Here is a 19,715-nt window from a genome sequence, read left to right on the forward strand (position 1 = left end):
GCGTAACGACTACTCGGGCAGCCGGAGTTCCAGATCGGCGCGCGGCAGCACACCGTCGCGGCCGACGGCGCTCAGCAGGTCGGCGACCGAGCCGTGTCCGGGCAGCTGGGCCTCGGGGTCCACGTCGTGCCAGGGGGCGAGCACGAAGGCTCGCTGGTGGGCGCGCGGATGGGGGAGGGTCAGGACCGGGTCGTCGGAGACGACGTCGGCGTAGGCGACGATGTCCACGTCGATGGTGCGCGGGCCCCAGCGCTCGTCGCGGACCCGGTCGAAGGCCTCCTCGATGGCGTGGCCGCGCTCCAGGAGCGAAGCCGGCGGCAGGGTGGTCTTCACGACGACGACCGCGTTGAAGTACGAGGGCTGCGAGCCCGCCTCGACGCCCCACGGCTCGGTCTCGTACACCGGCGAGACGGCTTTGACGCGCAGGCCGGGGGTGTCCTCCAGGGCGTCGATGGCGCCCTGGAGCGTCTCCAGGCGGTTGCCCAGGTTGGAGCCGAGGGCGATGACCGCGCGGCGCGGGTTGGAGAGCGTCACGTCGGCCGCGTCCACCTGCTCGACCACGGAGGCGGGCACCGGCTGTACGGTCGGGTCGCTCTGGGCGGCCCCGTGCGAAGACACGCTCATACTCGGCTCCGGGTGATCGTGATGGTCACGTCGTCGAACGGGACGGTGATCGGCGCGTCGGGCTTGTGGACGACCACCTCCACCTCCTGGACGCCTTCGTGCTTGAGGCACTGCTGGGCGATGCGCTCGGCGAGCGTCTCGATCAGGTCGACGGGCTCGCCCTGGACGACGTCCACGACTTCTTCCGCCACCACGCCGTAGTGCACGGTCTTCGCCAGGTCGTCGTCCGCCGCCGCGAGGCGGGTGTCGAGGCCGAGCACCAGGTCCACGATGAAGGTCTGGCCCTCCTCGCGTTCCCGGGGGAAGACGCCATGGTGCCCACGGGCCTTGAGGCCGCGCAGCGCGACACGATCCACGCGAATCACTCCTGCTGTCGTTGGTCAGACGGACATGCGGCCGCGTGCGGGCGGCACGGTGCCCACAATCGAATCTACCTGCGGGCACTGACAGTGCTCGCCCACGGGGGCTATGGACAGAACCGGACAGGCCTGGTAGCCGCCCCTACCCGATGGCTCCGGATTCAATCCTGCAAAGCCCGCAATCGTGCCCGGATTCAGCCCTGCGAGGCCCGCAACCGGGCCCGGATTCAGTCCTCTTCCGGCTCTTCGTCTCCCGATTCGGCGAGCACCGGCGAGCCGTGGTGGGACCAGAGCCGCCAGCCCTGGGATGTGCGGCGGAACACATTGGTGGCGACCACGAGCTGGCCGACGAGCGGGCCCAGCTCGCCGCTCTCCTCGGCGGGGCCGCCGCTGAGGATGTTCTCGGTGCAGGTGACGAGCGCGGTCTCGCCGAGGATGACGACCTTCACATCGGTCAGGAAGAACTGGATGTACTCGGTGTTCGCCATGATCAGCGCGTACGAGCGGAGCACCTCGCCGCGCCCGGAGAGCACCGGCCAGCCCGGGTGGACGCAGGAGATCCCGGTGTCGCCGGCCTCGGTGGCGTCCAGCCAGAGCTCGGACAGCTCGTCGAAGTCGCCGCGCTCCAGCGTCTCGTAGAACGCGGTGTTGGCGCGCTCGACCGCCTCGCTCTCGGTGCGCCGGCTCACCGGGCTCCCTCGACGGCGCGCGCCACGCGGACGGCGTCGGCGGTGGCCCGCACCTCGTGGACACGGACCGCCCAGGCGCCCTCGTGGGCGGCGATGGCGGAGACGGCGGCGGTGGCCGCGTCGCGCTCGCGGGCGGGTGGCGGGGAGCCCTCGTCGCCGGCCAGGACGTGGCCCAGGAACCGCTTGCGGGAGGCGGCGACCAGGACGGGGCGCCCGAGCGCGCGCAGCTCGGCGAGGTGGGCGACCAGGGCGAGGTCGTGCCCGGCCTGCTTGGCGAAGCCGAGGCCGGGGTCGATGACGAGGCGCTCGGGGGCGATGCCGCCCTCGATGACGGCCTCCATGCGCAGGCGGAGCTCGGCGACGACCTCGCCGACCACGTCGTCGTACACCGCGCGGCTGTTCATGTCCTGGCTGAAGCCGCGCCAGTGCATGACGACGAAGGGGGCGCCGGTGGCGGCGACGGCGGGGATCATCGCGGGGTCGGCGAGCCCGCCGCTGACGTCGTTGACCAGGACCGCGCCGGCGGCGATCGCCTCTTCGGCGACGCGGGCGCGCATGGTGTCGACGGAGACGGTGACGCCCTCGGCGGTCAGGCCCCGGACGACGGGGATGACGCGGCGGAGCTCTTCGGTCTCGTCCACGCGGGAGGCGCCGGGTCGGGTCGACTCGCCGCCGACGTCGACGAGGTCGGCGCCCTCGGCCACCAGGTCGAGGCCGTGCTTGACGGCGTTGGAGGTGTCGAACCACCGGCCGCCGTCGGAGAAGGAGTCGGGCGTCACATTGACCACGCCCATGACCGCGCAGCGGTCCCATTCGGGCAGGCCTTCGACGGACCCCCGCCCGTTCAACGTACTCATACGTCAAGCGTAGGCGTCAGCCCGGCGTTCCCGGACCACGCTCGGGGGTGGCGAAAAGGCGCTGGAGGAGATCGTGCAGGGCGACGCGGTCGGCGTCGGGCAGCGCGTCGAGGGCGCCGTGGGTGGCGAGCATGCCGGTGCGGATGGTCTCCACGGTGCGGATGCCCTCGTCGGTCAGGACGACGTTCTTGACGCGGCGGTCGGTGGCGCTGGGCTCGCGGCGCACCAGGGCGCGGGCCTCCAGGCGGTCGATGATCCCGGTCACGTTGGAGGCGTCGCAGTGCAGCGTGGTGGCGAGCGAGCGCATGGAGGCGGGGCCGCGGCGCAGCACGGTCAGGGTCTTGGCCTGGCTTGAGGTGAGGCCCTCGTCGGCGGCGGCCGACGTGAAGTCGCCGTAGAAGCCGGCCAGGGAGTCCCAGATGGCGTCCATGAGCGTGGCGTTGCTGACGGCGGTCGGGCGGCTGGTTCCAGGCATGCCGTCCACTGTACCCGCGATTCGAGCGAAACTTGACTACCTCAACCTTTGATGTTTACCTTCATTAAGTTGCTTGAGGTAATCAAGCTCCATCTGCTCAAGTACCTACTCCTGCCGTACGGAAGAAAAAGTGACCACTAACCAACGCCCCAGCGGCGGTACAGGGCTCGTCCTGGTGCTCGGCCTCGCCGCCATGGTCGTCTCGATGATGCAGACCCTGGTCGTGCCGATCCTCGGGATCATCCAGAACGACCTCGGCACCACCACCTCGGGCGTCAGCTGGGTCACCACCGCGACCCTGCTCTCGGCGGCCGTCTTCACCCCGCTGCTCGGCCGCTTCGGCGACATGCACGGTAAGAAGCCGACGCTGATCGGCGTGCTCGTCGTCATGGTCGCGGGCTCCGTGCTCGCCGCCACCACGAGCTCGCTGGTGCTGCTCATCGTCGGACGGGTGCTCCAGGGCGCGGCCACCGCGATCTTCCCGCTGGCCCTTTCCGTACTGCGCGAGGAGATCCCGCCGCAGAAGCTGCACGGCGCGATGGCGCTGGTCAGCGGCACGCTCGCATTCGGCAGCGGGCTCGCGCTCGTCGGCGCCGGCCTGCTCACGCAGGGCTCGCACCCCGATTACCACCGGGTGTTCTGGCTCGCCGTGATCCTCGCGGTCGTCGCCCTGATCGCGGTCATCGCGGTCGTGCCGGCCTCCCGTACGAAGACGGGCGGGCGCACCGACTGGTTCGGCGCAGCCACCCTGGCCGTCTTCCTGGTGCTGCTCCTGCTGCCCATCTCGCAGGGCCACGAGTGGGGCTGGTCCTCCGGCCGTACGATCGGGCTCTTCGTCGGCGCCGTCGTGATGGCCGGGGTCTGGGTCCTGGTCGAGCGCAAGGTCGCCGAGCCCATGGTGGACATGCGGATGTTCGCGCACCGGCCGGTGCTCTTCACCAACCTGGCCGGGCTGCTCCTCGGCTTCGCGATGTTCTCGCAGTTCATCGGCGTCTCGTACCTGGTGCAGATGCCGGACAAACTGACCGGTTACGGCTTCTCCGCCTCGGTGCTCCGCGCCTCCGTCGAGTACCTGCTGCCGACCACGCTCGTCTCGCTGATCGCCGCGCCGCTGGGCGGGCAGCTGGTCGGACGGATCGGCGCGCGCTTCACGCTCGCGGCGGGTGCGGCCTTCGGCGTGCTCGGCTTCGCCTGGCTGACCGGCGCGCACGACTCGACGGCGTCCGTGATCCTCGCGGGCATGCTGATCGGTGCCGCTATCAGCTTCGGGTACGCGGCGATGCCGGCGCTCATCGTGGCGAGCGTCCCGCACCACCAGACCGGGATCGCGAACGGGATCAACTCGATCTCGCGCTCGGTGGGCTCCGCGATCGCCAGCGCAGTGATCACCTCTCTCCTTGCTTCAAAGGTGATCTCCGGCCTGCCGGCCGGGGTGCCGCCGCTGCCGGCCGAATCGCAGTTCACGCTGAGCTTCGCGCTCGCCGGGATCGCGTTTGTGCTGGTCGTGGGGGTGGCTCTGGTGGGCCTGTCGTCCGACGGGGCTCGGTCGCGGCGCGTGACGGCCTCGTCGACGGACGCGGCGGGCACGGCGGAGCCGGAGCTGGAGCGCGCCTGAGGTTTCGGGGTGGGCGCACCGGGGTGCGCTGGGGCTCTGCCCCAGACCCCGGATGCCCCCGCCCCGCCCCTTCCCTAGACCCTCCGGGGGTGGGAAGGGAGGAAGCCGGTTTTTCCTGGGGCTCTGCCCCAGGCCCCGTTCGCGCCTGAAGGGCGCACGTCCTCAAACTCCCCCAAGGCCTCAAGGGCCAGGGGGACCCCCATGACGGGCTGAAGATTCTGCTGCGGGCCAGCACCGACCCTGCTGGGGGCGCGGGGCTGTCACATGTGCGGCTCCGCCGCGTGGGCGCGAGCAGCCACCCACGGTCCGCACCCGAAGGCTGTCCTCCCCGCCCCCACCCCCGGAGGCCACGCGGCGGAGCCGCAGAGTGTTGCAGCAGGAAGAGGAGGGGAGGGACCCTCGGGGTCTGGGGCGGAGCCCCAGCGGCTCTCGCCCCACGCCCGGGGCACCCACGCCCGAGGCCCGTGGGAGGAAACGCAGAACCCCGGTCCCTGGCCCCGCGGGGGGCTCAGAACCGGGGTTCGGGAGGGGAGCGGGGCTACGCCGCGCTGACCTCTCGCTCTGCCGGGGACACGTGCGCGCACGCCCGCTCCCGCCGCGCCGCCCGCGTGAGGCGGGCCAGCGGGCCCGGAAGGCCCAGGTTCACGAAGCCCTCCGCCTGCATCACGGCGAAGCCGATGCGAGGCAGGTCGGCGTGGGCGCGGTAGACCATGAAGCGCGGCTCCCAGCGCGGCTGGAACTTCGCGTTGAACTTGTACAGCGACTCGATCTGGAACCAGCGGGACAGGAAGACCAGCAGGCCGCGCCACATCCGCAGGACCGGGCCCGCGCCGATCTTCTCGCCGCGCGCCAGCGCCGAGCGGAACATCGCGAAGTTCAGCGAGACCTGCTTGACGCCGATCTTGTCGCACGCCTGGAGCGAGGCCACGATCAGCAACTCGTTCATGCCGGGGTCGGCCGAGCGGTCGCGGCGCATCATCTCCAGCGACATTCCGTCCTTGCCCCAGGGCACGAAGTGCAGGATGGCCTTCAGGTCGCCGTACGGGCCGGGCACGGCCCCCTCGTCGTCCGCCTTGTGGGCCGTGGCGATCACGCAGTCGCCGTCGTTCGGGTCGCCGATCCGGCCCAGTGCCATCGAGAAGCCGCGCTCGGTGTCGGTGCCGCGCCAGTCCTCGGCGGCCCGGCGGATGCGTTCCAGCTCCCCGTCGGACAGGTCACGAACGCGCCGTACGCGGGTTTCGTAGCCATTGCGCTCGATGCGCTTGACCATCTGGCGTACGTTCCGCATGGCGCGTCCGGCGAGGGAGAAATCCGCGACGTCCACCACCGCCTCGTCGCCCAGCTCCAGGGCGTCGAGCCCGGTCTCGCGGGTCCAGACCTCGCCGCCGGTCTCCGAGCAGCCGACGACCGCCGGCGTCCAGGAGTGCGCCTTGGCCTCGTCCATGAAGCGCTCGATGGCGCCGGGCCAGGCCTCGACGTCGCCGATCGGGTCGCCCGAGGCGAGCATCACACCGGAGACCACACGGTAGGTGACGGCCGCCTTGCCGCTGGGCGAGAAGACGACGGCCTTGTCGCGGCGCAGCGCGAAGTGGCCGAGCGAGTCGCGGGCGCCGTGCCTGGCGAGCAGCTCGCGGAGCTTGTGCTCGTCGTCCTGGGTGAGGCGGGCGGCCGGGTGCTCGGGCCGGAACGCCAGATAGATCGTGGTGACCGCGGTGAGCAGGCCGAGCGCGCCGAGCGAGTAGCCGACCGTCCAGCTGGTCCTGCCCTGGTACTCGACCGGGCCCTCGAAGCCGAAGAGGCCGAACATCACGTGCTGGATGCGGTCCACGATGCTCGGGTTGCCCAGCGTGCGGTCGGGGTGGACGCTCACGATGACCAGGCCCAGGCCCAGCGAGCCCGCTCCCATCAGGAAGAAGTTCGCCACCGCCTTCCAGCGGCTGCGCGGGTCGGGCAGCGCGGTGAACTCGCTCCGGTGGCGGATGAGCAGCGTGAGAAGTACCAATGAGATCAGCACCCCGACAATGGAGTGCCGGTACCAGAACTGGGCCACCGCCCCGATGGGCAGCAGCACCACGGCGGCCCGCCAGGCTCGCCGCTTGCGGCGCTTCAGGCCGTGCGCGAGGAGCAGCAGCAGGATGCCGGCGCAGAGCGCCACGGCCGCCGCGAAGGGGCCGAAGGTACCCGGCAGCACCTCGCTGACGCTGTGGAACCGACTGTGCCGGACGCGATCGAAGACTCCGGCCGCGACGTCCAGGAGGCCCACGATCGTGCAGGCCGTACCGACCAGCTTGGGTGCCGACTCGGGGCGCGGCCCGCGGAGGACCTTTCGTACACGAGTCGGAACCGATCCGTTTTTGTCCCCATCTATCCTGACAGACATCGCTTCCCGTGACTCCGCGAGAGATTCAGTTGGCCGGGGGACGGCGTCCGCACCGTCCAGCCGGACAATTTGCGCCCTCTAGGACGGGACTTCAGGGGGGCGGGTTCCCTCGGTCTCAGGAAAATCTCAGCCAGAAAGTTTCATCGACTCATGGGTCTCACGAGCAACAAGGTCCTGGCACTCGCCGTGTTCCTGGCGGTGGTGCTGTTCGCGGTCACCATCTGGTTGTGGCCGCGCCTGGCGCGTCGCAGCTGGAAGGCCGTGATGGGCCGGATCGGGCTGCTGCTCGCGACCCAGCTGGCGATCTTCGCCTCGGTCGGTCTGGCCGCCAACAACTCGTTCCTGTTCTACGGGTCCTGGGCGGACCTGTTCGGCCAGGAGCAGGACATGGGCAAGGTCGTCGACCACTCGGCGGGCGGCAAGAACATCCAGGTCGTCGCCAAGCAGAAGCCGGACACCCCGGGCGCCGGCAAGCCGCAGCTGGGCGGCGAGATCCAGAAGATCGTGCTGGCCGGGGAGAAGTCGAAGATAACGAGCCCGGCCTACGTCTATCTGCCCCCCGAGTACTTCCAGAAGGCGTACGAGAACAAGACCTTCCCGGCCTCGATCGTGCTGACCGGCTACCCGGGCACCGCCGAGAACCTGCTCAAGGGCCTCAGGTACCCGAAGACGGCCTGGGCGCAGGCCAAGCAGAAGAAGATGCAGCCGATGATCCTGATCATGATGCGGCCGACGGTGGCGGGCCAGCGCGACACCGAGTGCGTCGACATACCGGGCGGCCCGCAGACCGAGACGTTCTTCGCGAAGGACGTGCCGGGCGCGATCTCCGCGAACTACCGGGTCGGCACCAAGCCGCAGAACTGGGGCTTCATCGGCAACTCGACGGGCGGCTACTGCGCCCTGAAGATCGGCATGCACCACCCCGAGCAGTTCGCGGCGAGCGCCGGCCTCTCGGCGTACTACAAGGCGGCGGACGACCCGACGACCGGTGACCTCTTCCACGGCAACAAGCACGAGGAGAACCGCGCCAACCTGCTGTGGAGCCTCGACCACCTCAAGCCCGGCAAGTCGTCCTTCCTGGTCACGAGCTCGCTGTCGGGCGAGGAGAACTTCAAGCCGACCCAGGCCTTCATAAAGAAGGTCAAGGCGCCCGGCCGCGTCTCCTCGATCACCCTCGACAGCGGCGGCCACAACTTCAACACCTGGCGCCGCGAGATCCCGCCGGCCCTGGAGTGGATCAGCGGCCGGCTCAGCGCGAGCTGACCGACTCGACCTTCACCTCGGTCCGGGGCACCGCCTGGGCGTCCGCGTCGATGGAGCGGCGCAGGGCCTCGTGGAGCCGGGCCGGCGTGAGCACGCCGAGGAAGCGGCCCCGTTGCTCGCGGTCGATCACCGCGATCCAGCCCGCGTCGTGCTGGAGCATCGTGGCGAAGGCCTGCTTGAGGGACGCGCCCACCGGAAGCCAGGCCTCCATGCGCCGGGCGTGCTCGCGGACCGTGCCCTTGCCGGCCCGGGCCTGCTCGGCGGAGATCCAGCCGTGCAGGTTGTCCTCGCCGTCCAGGACGACCGCCCAGCGCGCGATGTCGGCGGGCAGCGCGTCGTCGAGGTGCACCACGGGCGGCTGCTCCAGGTCGCCCTCCTCGATGGGGGTGACCGAAAGGCGCTTGAGGCCCCGGTCGGCGCCGACGAAGTCAGCGACGTACTCGGTGGCGGGGGCGCCGAGCACGGCGGCGGGGGCGTCGAACTGCTCGATGGCGCCCTGCCCGTAGACGGCGATGCGGTCGCCGAGGCGGACCGCCTCCTCGATGTCGTGGGTGACGAACAGGACCGTCTTGCGCACCTGCGACTGGAGCCTGAGGAACTCGTTCTGCAGCCGCTCGCGCACCACCGGGTCGACCGCGCCGAACGGCTCGTCCATGAGCAGCACCGGCGGGTCGGCCGCCAGTGCCCTTGCCACGCCCACCCGCTGGCGCTGGCCGCCGGACAGCTGGTCCGGGTAGCGCGAGCCGTACGTCGTCGGATCGAGCCCGACCAGGTCGAGCAGCTCGGCCGCGCGCTTGTGGGCCGCGGCCTTCTTCACGCCGAGCAGATGCGGGACGGTCGCGGTGTTCTCCAGGACCGTCTTGTGCGGGAAGAGCCCGACCTGCTGGATCACATATCCGATACGGCGCCGCAGTTGTACGGGATCGACCGTCGATATGTCCTCGCCGTCCAGGAAGATCCGCCCGCTGGTCGGCTCGATGAGCCGGTTGACCATTTTCATCGTCGTGGTCTTGCCGCACCCCGACGGGCCGACCAGGGTGACCAGTTCACCTTCGGCCACCTCGAAGGAAAGATCGTCCACCGCGGTGGTCCCGTCGGCGTACCGCTTGGTGACGTGCTCGAACCGGATCATGGTTCCCCATTGTGAAGGCTGGCTGGCGCGCTTGTGTGAAGCCCATGTTGCTGTACTGCGAAGGCCCGAGGCGATTGTCAGTGGTCGGGGATAGGGTCGTCGGGAACGAATCGAACACCGGGGGGAGGTGGGGGAGTGGCGCAGAACTGTCTGGCGGCGAACGACTGGATCTGCTGGGAGTACGTCAGCTCCCGGAGCCAGGAGCTGACCGACGCGACGGTCCAGCACGTGTGGATCACCGCGGTGTCGGTCCTGATCGGCCTGCTCATCGCCTTCCCCCTCGCGCTGCTCGCGCGCGGGCGCAAGGGCGTCGCGGCCACCGTCCTCGGCTTCACGACCGTGCTCTACACCGTGCCGTCGCTCGCGATGTTCGCCCTGCTGCTCCCGGTGTTCGGCCTCTCGGCCGGCCTGGTGATCACGGGATTGGTGCTGTACTCGCTGACGATTCTCGTACGGAACATCCTGGCCGGGCTCGAATCGGTGCCCTCCGACGCCCTGGAGGCGGCCCGCGGCATGGGGTACGGGCGGATACGGCTGCTCTTCGAGGTCGAGCTGCCGCTCGCGCTGCCCGCGCTGATGGCCGGGCTCAGGATCGCCACGGTGGCCACCGTCGCGCTGACCACGATCGGCTCGCTCGTCGACCACGGCGGCCTCGGCAACCTCATCGAGCAGGGCCTGCCCACCTTCTTCAAGGCGCAGATCCTCACCGCCTCCGTGCTGTGCGTGGCGCTCGCGATCGCCGCCGACCTGCTGCTCCTAGGCGTCCAGTGGCTGCTCACGCCGTGGACCCGGATCCGTACGGCGAAGGCGGTCTGAGCGATGGGAGTCTTCACACAGGCCTGGACGTGGCTGACCACGGGGGCCAACTGGTCGGGGGACGACGGCGCCTGGCACCGGCTCGGTGAGCACGTGTACGTCAGCGCGCTCGCCCTCGTCGTGTCCTGCCTGGTCGCCCTGCCGCTCGCGCTGTGGCTCGGACACATCGGCAAGGGCGGCGCGCTCGCCGTCAACATCTCCAACGTCGGCCGGGCGATACCCGTCTTCGCGGTGCTCGCCCTGTTCATGGTGACGCCGCTGCGCAACGCGGGCTATCTGCCCACCGTGATCGCCCTGGTGCTCTTCGCGGTGCCGCCGCTGCTCACCAACGCCTATGTCGGCATGCGCGAGGTGGACCGGGCGGCGGTGGAGGCGGCGCGCGGCATGGGGATGTCGGGGCGTCAGCTCTTCCTCCGGGTGGAACTGCCGCTCGCCTACCCGCTGATCATGACCGGGCTCCGCTCGGCGGCGGTCCAGATCATCGCCACCGCGACGATCGCCGCGATGGCCGGACTGGGCGGGCTCGGCCGGATAGTCACCGAGGGATTCGCGGTGTACAACACCCCGCAGGTGGTGGCGGGGGCGATGCTCGTGGCCGCGCTCGCCCTGCTGGTGGAGGGCGTCCTGGTGGCGGTCGACCGCCTCTTCAGCCCGCTGCGCAAGCGTTCGTGACCCTGTTCGTGCCCCTGTGTTCCGGCAACCCCCCCGATCCCGCAGTACCTGTGATCCCTCAGTACCTGTGATCCCGTGACGTCTCCTGAATGGTGAACCCTCAATGAGCAAGATCCTGCGTACGACCGGTCTGGCCCTCGGCACGCTGGCCCTGGCCGGCACGCTCGCCGCGTGCGGCGGCGACAGCCTGGAGAAGAGCAAGGACAAGAGCGGTTCCGGGGGGTCCAGCAGTACGGGCGGCGGAAAGAAGGGCTCGCTGGTGATCGGCGCGGCCGGCTTCACCGAGTCCGCGGTCCTGGCCGAGCTGTACGCGCAGGTCCTGGCCGACGCCGGGTACTCGACCTCGGTCACCACCGTGAAGAACCGCGAACTGTACGAACCCGCCCTGGAGAAGGGCGAGATCGACGTCGTACCGGAATACGCGGCCACGCTCACCGAATTCCTCAATGCCAAGGCGAACGGCGCCAACGCCAAGCCGCTGGCCTCCAGCGACGTCGCCGCGACCGTGGGCGAACTGACCAAGCTCGCCGGGCCGCGCGGACTGAAGGTTCTGCCCGCCGGTGAGGCGGTGGATCAGAACGCGTTCGCGGTGACCAAGGAATTCGCCGCCAAGAACAACCTCAAGACCCTTTCGGACCTGGGCACTTCCAAGGCCAAGGTGAAGGTCGCAGCCGGTGACGAGTGCAAGATCCGGCCATTCTGCGCGCCGGGTCTGAGCTCCAAGTACGGCATCGACGTCACGGGCATCGACCCCAAGGGCGTCGGCACCCCGCAGGCCAAGCAGGCCGTCAAGGACGGGGTGGACCAGCTGGTTCTGACCACCACGACCGACGCGACCCTGGACACCTACGGGCTCGTGCTGCTCCAGGACGACAAGAAGCTGCAGAACGCGGACAACGTGCTGCCGGTCGTCAATGCCAAGGACGCAGGCGGCCAGGAGATAGCCGATGCGCTCGGCAAGCTGACCAAGGCTCTGACGACCGCCGATCTGGTCGATCTCAACCGCAAGGTCGATGCCGAGCGGGCCAAGCCGGCCGATGTCGCGAAGGCCTATCTCCAGTCGAAGGGACTGATCAAGAAGTAGCCGAATTTGGCGATTCGAGTAACTACAGGGGAACAGATTGACGGGCGGGGGTCCATATGAGGTCTACGCACGGTAAATTTCAGGCCATGCCACGTGGACGCCACCGTCATTCCCCTCCGCTGCACCGGCTCCTCCAGCCGTCGGCCGTCGCCGGCGTCTCCGTCATATGCGCCGGTGGCGCCTGGCTCTTCGATCAACCCACGGTGCTGCGGGCGTTGGCCGCCGCGGCCGCGGCGGCCTGCGTCACCGGCTCGGTGCTCATGCGCGCCTGGGACCGCGCCGCGGGCCGCCGCGTCGCCGAGCTGACCCGCTCGCGCGCCGCCGACCAGTGGCGCACCGAGGAGCGGATCGCCGAGCTGGAGACCGAGTTGGAGGAGTCGCGCGAGCTGCGCGGCCGCCTCGACGCCAAGCTGCGCACCAAGCGCATGGAGCTGGCCGGTCTGCGCGGCGAGCACGCGGCCCTGCTGCGGCGCTACGCCAACGCCGAGACCGAGCGGGCCAGCGCCCTGGAAGGCCGGCGTCAGCTCGCTCTGGAGGCAGGGCCCAAGGCGCTGATTCCGTCGGGCAGCGCGCCGACGCCGGCCTCCTACCTCGCGGCCGCCCGCGCACTGGAGTCCCTCTCGCTCAGCGCCGAACGCCAGGCGAAGGCGCGGGCCTCCGCGTCCCGGGAGGCGGAGGAGCCGCAGGGGAAGCCCGAGGCGGCCCTCGGCAGCGGGGAACACACCCGCCCGGCGGCCGCCCTCACCGCCAAGCCGCGACAGGCCGAACTGCCCGCGGCCCCCGCGCCGGTGGCCTCCGCCGTGGTGCCCTACCTCGCCCCCCGCGCGGCCCGTCCCGAGGGCCGCTTCGACTTCTTCGGTACGGGGGACGGCGGCGAGCGGAAGGCCGCCGCGGCGATCGAGGCGGTCCAGAACGAGGACCTGGCCGACGTCGTCGGCGCCGAGGCCCTGGCGGACCGCGCCCAGCAGGGGGGCCCGGACAAAACGGTGGGCGAGGTCATCGACCTGACGGTCCATGACGAGACGGAGCAGCTGGACGTGGCGGAGCTGCGCACGGCCATCTCGTAGGCCGGGCAGGGTGCCCTGGGGCTCCGCCCCAGACCCCGTTCGCGCCTTAAGGGCGCTCGTCCTCAAACTCCCCCAAGGCCTCAAGGGCCAGGGGGGACCCCCATGACGGGCTGAAGATGCCGGTGCTGGCAGGACCGATACTGCTAGGGGCGCGGGGCTGTCACATGTGCGGCTCCGCCGCGATGGGGGTCCCCCCTGTTCGAGCGAAGCCGAGAACTTGGGGGAGCGAGCAACCACGCACGGCCCGCGGTGACCCGAAGACATCCGGAAGGGGTCGGGGCGGTAGGCCCCGGGATTGGGGGCTGGGGGCGAAGCCCCCAGGGTTTTGCGGGGCCGGGGGCGCAACAGCCCCCGGAACGAGGTCTGCGGCCGGTACCGAGGCCGCGCGTCGTGGCGAGTGTCGGTACCGTCCGCAGAGTCCGGATGCGCGGGGCAGCCGGCATCCGGGCGGGCTCCTCCCCCGAGTGGGCCCGCGGAAATGATTGTTGTCGGGAGCCCGCCCTCTTTCCAGGGGGCACGGATGCAGATAATTGCCCCGGCGCCCGCACCGCGCCCCGCGACCGCCCCCACCGACCGCCCCCTCTACGGAAGGCGCTCCCCTTGCACCTCGCCGCCCCCGACCGCGATGCCCTGCGGGCGCTGCTGCGGGAGCGGCGCGCGGCCGTCAGCCCCGGCTCCGTCGGCTTCCCGCCGCGGCGTCCCGGCCCGGGCCGGCGCGCGGCCGGGCTCAGTCAGGAGCAGATGGACCTGCTGCTCGACCGCACGCCGGGCACGTACAACCGGTTCGAGAACGGTCAACTGGTCACCCCCTCGGCCGAGTTGCTGACCGCCGTCGCCACCCTGCTCCGGTTCGACGAGCAGGAGTGGACGTTCCTGTGGCGGCTCACCCGGCGCGAGGCGCCGCCGAACCCGCTGCACCGCGACTCCGGCCTGTCCGTGCCCGGCGAGTGGCGGCGGGCCGTCGACGGCATCAGCGGGGCGCTGGCGTACATCAACGACGCCGAGTGGAACCTGCTCGCCCACAACCAGGAGTTCGCCGCGCTCTTCCCGGGCGGCGAGCCCCCGGCCAAGTCCATGCGATGGATGCTCCTCGACCCCGAGGCGCGCGATGTGGTCCTCGGGGACTGGGCCAACTCCTGGGCGCCGGTGGTGATGCCGCAGCTGCGGCACGCCGTGGAGCTGCATCCGCAGAACACGGCGCTGGCCCGCCTGGAGGACGACGTACGCCGTGATCCGGTGGCCGGCCCTCTGTACGCGGTGGCCTCGGCGGCGCCCATCGCCTATCCCGACGGAACGGAACGTCCGATCAACCACGCGCTGTACGGCCCGGGTTGGGTGACGACGTGCGTGGCCGAGCCGGTCACCTCGCCGGGCGCCCGGGTCATGCTCCTGCTCTACACGGCGGGCGACTCCCTCGCGAGCCGCAGCCCGCTCGGCCCGACACCGCTGACGAGTTGACCAAGTTTTTGGATTTACAGGGTTGATTCAAGACACGTGACGTATGGTGATGATCCGCCCGGTTTCGATTGGTGAGGGAGATCGTCCGTGCCCGCTCACATAGCTCCTCCCTGCGTCGTTCTGCCGGGAAACGTTGTGACGACCGACGAGATCTGCGCCGATATCCGCCGGGCGCATCCGGAACTGCCGCGTCTGGAGGCCGTGTTGCGGGTTGCCCGGGCCACGACCGTACGGACCCGGCACTTCACCCGCCCGCTGGGCGCACCCACTGTGGCCGGAAACGCTCTGGTCGAGGAGCGCAACAGGGCGGCATACGAGGACGCGTTGAGCCTGGCGGCCGAGGCGGGGCGGCGGGCGCTGGCAGCGGCGCGGCTGCGGCCCGCCGACATCGACGCGATCGTCACCAGCCACACCACGTCCTGGACCGTGCCCTCGCTCGACGTCCACTTGGTCGCCGAGCTCGGCCTGCGGCCCGACGTCCGGCGCCACCCCATGGGCACGGTCGGCTGCGCGGGCGGCGCCCAGGGCCTGGTCCGCGCCCACGAGGACATCGCCGCCCACCCCGGCGCGAACGTCCTCGTCGTCACCTCCGAGTGCCTGTCGGCGGCGACGTACAACCACGAGGACACCAGCCTCGAATCCATGGTCTACAAGGTGCTTTTCGGGGACGGCGCCGCCGCCGCGGTCGTCTGCGAGCGCCCGGGCTGGGACGGGCCGAGCTTCGTCGTCGAGGACACCTTCGAGTACGTGCTGCCCGACAGCGCCGACCGCTACCGGGGCCGGCTGAGCGGCGCCGGGCTGCACTTCGACTCCACCCGGGCCGCGACCGACGCCTTCAACGACTGCCTGCCGGCGCTGCTGGAATGGCTCGGGAAGGACGCGCTCGACTTCGCGGTGGTGCACCCCGGCGGCCCGCGCATCCTGGACGACACGGCGGCGGGCCTCGGACTCGACGTCGGGGGCGGCGCCCTGCGGCACGCCTGGGAGAGCCTGGCCGCCAACGGAAACCTGGGCGGCTCGGCGGTTCTGGACGTCCTGTCCCGTACGTCCGTCCAGGCCCCGCCCGCCGACGCCGCGGGCCTGATCATCGCGTTCGGCCCGGGCTTCGTCCTGGCGGCGGCGAGAGGGTACTGGTCCGGCTAGCCCGACGGGACGGCTACTTGTCGATGTCCCCGACGACGAAGAACAGCGACCCCAGGATCGCCACCATGTCGGCGACGAGCGTCCCCGGCAGCAGCACGGCGAGCGCCTGGATGTTGTTGTACGAGGCCGAGCGCAGCTTCAGCCGGTACGGCGTCTTCTCGCCCTTGCTGACGAGGTAGTAGCCGTTGATGCCGAGCGGGTTCTCGGTCCAGGCGTACGTGTGGCCCTCGGGCGCCTTGAGGACCTTGGGCAGGCGCTGGTTGATCGGGCCGGGGGCGAGGCCGTCCATCCTGTCGAGGCAGGCGTCGGCGAGGTCGAGCGCGTTGTGGGTCTGCTCCAAGAGGCACTCGAACCGGGCCAGGCAGTCGCCCTCGGTGCGGGTGACGACCTTCAGGGTGTCCCGCAGCTCCCCGTACGCGAGGTAGGGCTCGTCGCGGCGCAGGTCGAAGTCGACGCCGGAGGCGCGGGCGATGGGCCCGCTGACTCCGTACGCGTGCACGGCCTCGGCGGGCAGGACACCGACGCCCCTGGTACGGGCCCGGAAGATCTCGTTCCCGAGCACGAGCCGGTCGTAGACGTCCATGCGTGAACGCACCGAGGCGACGGCGTGCCGGACCCGGCCGAGCCAGCCCAGCGGCAGGTCCTCCTTGAGGCCGCCGACCCGGTTGAACATGTAGTGCATGCGGCCGCCGGAGACCTCCTCCATGACGGCCTGGAGCTCCTCGCGCTCGCGGAAGGCGTGGAAGACGGGGGTGATGCCGCCGAGCTCCAGCGGGTACGAGCCGAGGAACATCAGGTGGTTGAGCACCCGGTTCAGCTCGGCGAGCAGGGTGCGGGTCCACACGGCGCGCTCGGGCACCTCCATGCCGAGCATCCGCTCCACGGCCATGACCACGCCGAGCTCGTTGGAGAACGCGGAGAGCCAGTCGTGGCGGTTGGCCAGCATCACGATCTGGCGGTAGTCGCGGGCCTCGAAGAGTTTCTCGGCGCCGCGGTGCATGTAGCCGATGACCGGCTCCGCGTGCTGGATTCGCTCCCCGTCCAGCACGAGCTTGAGCCGCAGCACTCCGTGGGTGGACGGATGCTGGGGCCCGATGTTGAGCACCATGTCGGTGCTCTCCGCCCCGCCCCCGATCCCGACCGTCGTCTCCGTCATGCGGGCCAGTATCCCCTGCGGCGGAACGGCCGGGGTGCGCCGGGGCTCCGCCCCGGACCCCGTTGGCCCCTCCCCGCCCCTTCCCGCTGCAGCACTCTGCGGCTGCGCCGCGTGGCCTCCGGGGTGGGGCCGTGGCCCGGCAGGGAGCGTCGGGGCTCTGCCCCCAGACCCCGGTTGGCCCCTCCCCGCCCTTTCCCAGACCCTCCGGGGGTGGGTGGTGTTCGGCTCCGGCCGATGGTGGTGGTGCTTTCGGCTGCGGGCCGTGGGTGGTTGCTCGCGCAGTTCCCCGCGCCCCTGGCAGTATCGGTTCTGCCAGCACCGGCATCTTCAGCCCGTCATGGGGGTCCCCCCTGGCCCTTGAGGCCTTGGGGGAGATTGAGGACGAGCGCCCTTCAGGCGCGAACCGGGTCTGGGGCGGAGCCCCAGGGGCCCCCGCTCAGGCCGGGCCCCCGCCAGGTCAAACCCTCTGGATCAGCCACCCGAAGTCCCCCAGCCCGCCCCGCGAGGTGAGTTCGGCCGCCTCCCCCGCCCCGGCCAGCGCCCGCACGTACTCGGCCGGATCGGAGGACGCCAGGGACAGCGGGGGCCGGGCCCCCGAGACCCCGAGGCGGGCCAGCGCCGAGCGCTGCGGAACCAGCTCCGCCCCCGGCAGCGCGCACGCGTCGAGGGCGACATGCGCCGTGATGTCGCAGGACCCGTCCGGCACGGGCGAAACCTCCCGCCCATCCCGAAACCCGCTCAGCGTCCCGAAGAGCGGCCGGGACCCCGACGTATGCGCATAGTCGACGGCCACGGCGACCCCCGCGTCCAGCGAGCCCACCGCCCCCGCCCACGCCTCGTCCCGCGGCCACCCGATCTCGGCCCGGGAGCCCGGCTCGCTCAGCGGCCACCAGCGCGCGAGCCACTCCGCGTCCGCCCCCGACACCGGCGCCCCCAGCGTCTGGGTGCCGTCCGGCCGGACGAGGACGAGCCTGGCCACCCCGTCCGGGTCGGCCTCCGCCACGTCCACCGGCACGTTGTCCAGCCACTCGTTGGCGAAGAGCAGTCCCCGGATGCCCGAGGGGAGGGAGGCGCGCCAGGAGATCCGGCCGTCGAGACCGGCCGGGCGGGCCGCGCGTTCCACGGCGTACGCCCGGACCGGGAACCCGGCCGGCAGCGCGGCCAGCACCCCGGTCAGCAGCTCCCCGCGTCCCGCGCCGACATCCACGAGGTCGACCGGCCCGGGCCCGAGCCCGGCCGCGACCTCCGTAAGGAGGCGCGCGACAGCCCCCGCGAAGAGCGGCGAGGCGTGCACCGACGTGCGGAAATGCCCGGCGGGACCCTCGGGCCGCAGATAGAACCCGCCCTCGCCGTACAGCGCCCGCTCGGTGGCGACCCGCCATCCACAAGGGTCCCCGGGGCCGCTCGGACCAGGGGACTGCTGACACGTCTCATCCGTCACGGGGCCAAGTCTCCACCTTGCGGAGTACGCCGACGGGGTCAGGATCGCCCCGGCGGTTGACCCCTGCACCTATCTGCTTTCCCTACGCTGGGTTACGTGCAGCGCCTCTACGACTTCATCCGCAGACACCCGACCGGGGTCGACACCTTCTGGGCCGTCATCCTGTTCGGGTTCTCCGGCCTGCAGATCACGGCGGCCGCGCACGACCCGAAGCAGGCCTCCTGGGGCATCCACGTCCTGGTGGCGCTCGGGATGAGTACGGCCGTGGCGCTGCGCCGCAAGGTTCCCGAGAAGATGCTGCTGCTCGTGATCGCCATGGGCCTGGTCCAGCTCGCGCTGAACGTCAATCCGCAGATCCATGACTTCGCGATGCTGGTCATCGTCTACACGGTGGCCTCCGCGGGCGAGCGCTGGGCCTCTCGGGTCGCACTGATCGGCGGGCTGTGCGCGGCGCCGCTCGCGCATTTCCGGTGGATGGACACCGGCGGCATCAACACCGCGACGGAGAAGGTCTTCTTCGTCATCATCATGACCGTCCCGTTCGTCCTCGCCTGGGTGCTCGGCGACTCGATGCGCACCCGCAAGGCCTACTTCGCCCAGCTGGAGGAGCGGGCCTCGCGCCTGGAGCGCGAGCGCGAGGCCCAGGCCAAGGTGGCCGTCGCGGCCGAGCGGGCCCGGATCGCCCGCGAGCTGCACGACGTGGTCGCGCACAACGTGTCGGTGATGGTCGTGCAGGCCGACGGCGCGGCGTACGTGATGGACACCTCGCCGGAGCAGGCGAAGACGGCCCTGGAGACGATCTCGATGACCGGGCGCCAGGCGCTCGCCGAGATGCGCCGGCTGCTCGGCGTGCTGCGCACGGGAGAGCACCAGGAGGCGGGGGAGTACGTGCCGCAGCCGGACGTCCAGCAGATCGAGGACCTGGTCGAGACGGTCCGCGGGGCAGGCCTCACCGTCGACTTCAAGATCGAGGGCACCCCGCGCCCGCTGCCCAGCGGCGTCGAGCTCACGGCGTACCGCATCGTGCAGGAGGCGCTCACCAACACCCGCAAGCACGGCGGCCCGGACGCGGGGGCGAGCGTGCGGCTCGTGTACTTCGACGACGGGCTCGGCCTGCTCGTCGAGGACGACGGCCGCGGCGCCGCCCACGAGATGTACGAGGACGGCGGCGCGGACGGCCAGGGCCACGGCCTGATCGGCATGCGCGAGCGGATCGGCATGGTCGGGGGCACCCTTGACGCGGGGCCGCGCCCCGGCGGCGGCTTCCGCATCAGCGCCCTGCTGCCGCTGAAACCGGCCCACTGACACGGGCCCCCGCTGATACCGGGCCACTGATTTCCTGTACGTACTCGACTACGCAATCGACTACGTACTCGACTCGACCGCTGTACGCCGTGATGGAGAGGGAACGATGACAATCCGCGTGATGCTCGTCGAGGACGAGGTGACCCATACACTTCGGGGCTGACCTGCGACTTTAGGAC

At 71.0% G+C, this 19,715-nt stretch carries 18 protein-coding genes; 9 read left to right on the top strand and 9 right to left on the bottom strand.

Features of this window, described 5'->3' with window-relative positions:
• Nucleotides 1-9 precede the first annotated feature (9 nt).
• The 5 genes from folK to IE206_RS23945 form a co-directional block, all read right to left on the bottom strand.
• Nucleotides 10-624: a 2-amino-4-hydroxy-6-hydroxymethyldihydropteridine diphosphokinase gene (folK, locus tag IE206_RS23925; protein ID WP_189965291.1), complete on the bottom strand. Its 615-nt coding sequence runs from the start codon at nucleotides 622-624 to the stop codon at nucleotides 10-12.
• Nucleotides 621-980, bottom strand: coding sequence for a dihydroneopterin aldolase (gene folB / locus IE206_RS23930; RefSeq protein WP_053731208.1), 360 nt, complete (start codon nucleotides 978-980; stop codon nucleotides 621-623). Before folB ends, folK begins: the two co-directional genes overlap by 4 nt.
• 230 nt (nucleotides 981-1,210) lie before the next feature.
• The gene (locus IE206_RS23935; RefSeq protein WP_189965293.1) at nucleotides 1,211-1,672 is read right to left on the bottom strand and encodes a nuclear transport factor 2 family protein; all 462 of its coding nucleotides are present in this window, start codon (nucleotides 1,670-1,672) and stop codon (nucleotides 1,211-1,213) included.
• Nucleotides 1,669-2,529: a dihydropteroate synthase gene (gene folP, locus IE206_RS23940; protein WP_189965295.1), complete on the bottom strand. Its 861-nt coding sequence runs from the start codon at nucleotides 2,527-2,529 to the stop codon at nucleotides 1,669-1,671. The genes IE206_RS23935 and folP overlap by 4 nt, the downstream gene beginning before the upstream one ends.
• Nucleotides 2,530-2,545: 16 nt before the next feature.
• Complete coding sequence (locus IE206_RS23945) at nucleotides 2,546-3,004, bottom strand: MarR family winged helix-turn-helix transcriptional regulator (RefSeq protein WP_373300975.1); 459 nt, start codon at nucleotides 3,002-3,004, stop codon at nucleotides 2,546-2,548.
• Between the two features lie 130 nt (nucleotides 3,005-3,134).
• On the opposite strand from IE206_RS23945, the gene IE206_RS23950 reads away from it, so the two are divergent.
• Entirely contained in the window at nucleotides 3,135-4,619 is a 1,485-nt protein-coding gene (locus IE206_RS23950; RefSeq protein ID WP_226599003.1) for an MFS transporter, read from the top strand.
• Between the two features lie 538 nt (nucleotides 4,620-5,157).
• Here the strand turns inward: IE206_RS23950 and IE206_RS23955 are convergent.
• Nucleotides 5,158-6,999 carry a phosphatidylglycerol lysyltransferase domain-containing protein gene (locus tag IE206_RS23955; RefSeq protein ID WP_189965297.1) on the bottom strand — a complete coding sequence of 614 codons (1,842 nt, stop codon included), beginning with the start codon at nucleotides 6,997-6,999 and terminating at the stop codon, nucleotides 5,158-5,160.
• 150 nt (nucleotides 7,000-7,149) lie between these two features.
• Between IE206_RS23955 and IE206_RS23960 the strand changes: the two genes are divergently transcribed.
• Nucleotides 7,150-8,262 carry an alpha/beta hydrolase gene (locus tag IE206_RS23960; RefSeq protein ID WP_189965298.1) on the top strand — a complete coding sequence of 371 codons (1,113 nt, stop codon included), beginning with the start codon at nucleotides 7,150-7,152 and terminating at the stop codon, nucleotides 8,260-8,262.
• Here the strand turns inward: IE206_RS23960 and IE206_RS23965 are convergent.
• Nucleotides 8,249-9,394, bottom strand: coding sequence for an ABC transporter ATP-binding protein (locus IE206_RS23965; protein WP_189965300.1), 1,146 nt, complete (start codon nucleotides 9,392-9,394; stop codon nucleotides 8,249-8,251). The two genes, IE206_RS23960 and IE206_RS23965, sit on opposite strands and share 14 nt — an antisense overlap.
• 135 nt (nucleotides 9,395-9,529) lie before the next feature.
• On the opposite strand from IE206_RS23965, the gene IE206_RS23970 reads away from it, so the two are divergent.
• From IE206_RS23970 to IE206_RS23995, 6 genes are all read left to right on the top strand, one after another.
• Nucleotides 9,530-10,210: an ABC transporter permease gene (locus IE206_RS23970; RefSeq protein WP_189965303.1), complete on the top strand. Its 681-nt coding sequence runs from the start codon at nucleotides 9,530-9,532 to the stop codon at nucleotides 10,208-10,210.
• Nucleotides 10,211-10,213: 3 nt separating this feature from the next.
• Nucleotides 10,214-10,882 carry an ABC transporter permease gene (locus IE206_RS23975; RefSeq protein WP_189965305.1) on the top strand — a complete coding sequence of 223 codons (669 nt, stop codon included), beginning with the start codon at nucleotides 10,214-10,216 and terminating at the stop codon, nucleotides 10,880-10,882.
• A gap of 103 nt (nucleotides 10,883-10,985) precedes the next feature.
• Complete coding sequence (locus tag IE206_RS23980; RefSeq protein WP_189965308.1) at nucleotides 10,986-11,966, top strand: ABC transporter substrate-binding protein; 981 nt, start codon at nucleotides 10,986-10,988, stop codon at nucleotides 11,964-11,966.
• Nucleotides 11,967-12,052: 86 nt separating this feature from the next.
• Complete coding sequence (locus tag IE206_RS23985; protein WP_189965310.1) at nucleotides 12,053-13,033, top strand: coiled-coil domain-containing protein; 981 nt, start codon at nucleotides 12,053-12,055, stop codon at nucleotides 13,031-13,033.
• A 600-nt stretch (nucleotides 13,034-13,633) separates the two neighbouring features.
• A complete protein-coding gene (locus IE206_RS23990; protein WP_226599004.1) occupies nucleotides 13,634-14,491 on the top strand; it encodes an MmyB family transcriptional regulator in 858 nt (285 codons plus the stop codon).
• Between the two features lie 135 nt (nucleotides 14,492-14,626).
• Nucleotides 14,627-15,634, top strand: coding sequence for a beta-ketoacyl-[acyl-carrier-protein] synthase family protein (locus IE206_RS23995; RefSeq protein ID WP_226599005.1), 1,008 nt, complete (start codon nucleotides 14,627-14,629; stop codon nucleotides 15,632-15,634).
• 13 nt (nucleotides 15,635-15,647) lie between these two features.
• Here IE206_RS23995 and IE206_RS24000 read toward each other — a convergent pair whose 3' ends face one another.
• Together IE206_RS24000 and IE206_RS24005 are read right to left on the bottom strand one after the other, a co-directional pair.
• Nucleotides 15,648-16,790, bottom strand: coding sequence for an NADH-quinone oxidoreductase subunit D (locus IE206_RS24000; RefSeq protein WP_189965316.1), 1,143 nt, complete (start codon nucleotides 16,788-16,790; stop codon nucleotides 15,648-15,650).
• 457 nt (nucleotides 16,791-17,247) lie between these two features.
• Nucleotides 17,248-18,231, bottom strand: a complete 984-nt coding sequence (locus IE206_RS24005; RefSeq protein ID WP_189965318.1) for an SAM-dependent methyltransferase — start codon at nucleotides 18,229-18,231, stop codon at nucleotides 17,248-17,250.
• 96 nt (nucleotides 18,232-18,327) lie between these two features.
• Between IE206_RS24005 and IE206_RS24010 the strand changes: the two genes are divergently transcribed.
• Nucleotides 18,328-19,536 (top strand): sensor histidine kinase, encoded by a 1,209-nt coding sequence (locus tag IE206_RS24010; RefSeq protein ID WP_189965320.1) that lies wholly within the window; start codon nucleotides 18,328-18,330, stop codon nucleotides 19,534-19,536.
• Nucleotides 19,537-19,715 lie beyond the last annotated feature (179 nt).

Origin of the sequence: Streptomyces violascens, from assembly GCF_014649955.1 — a bacterium.
Taxonomy (GTDB): domain Bacteria; phylum Actinomycetota; class Actinomycetes; order Streptomycetales; family Streptomycetaceae; genus Streptomyces; species Streptomyces violascens.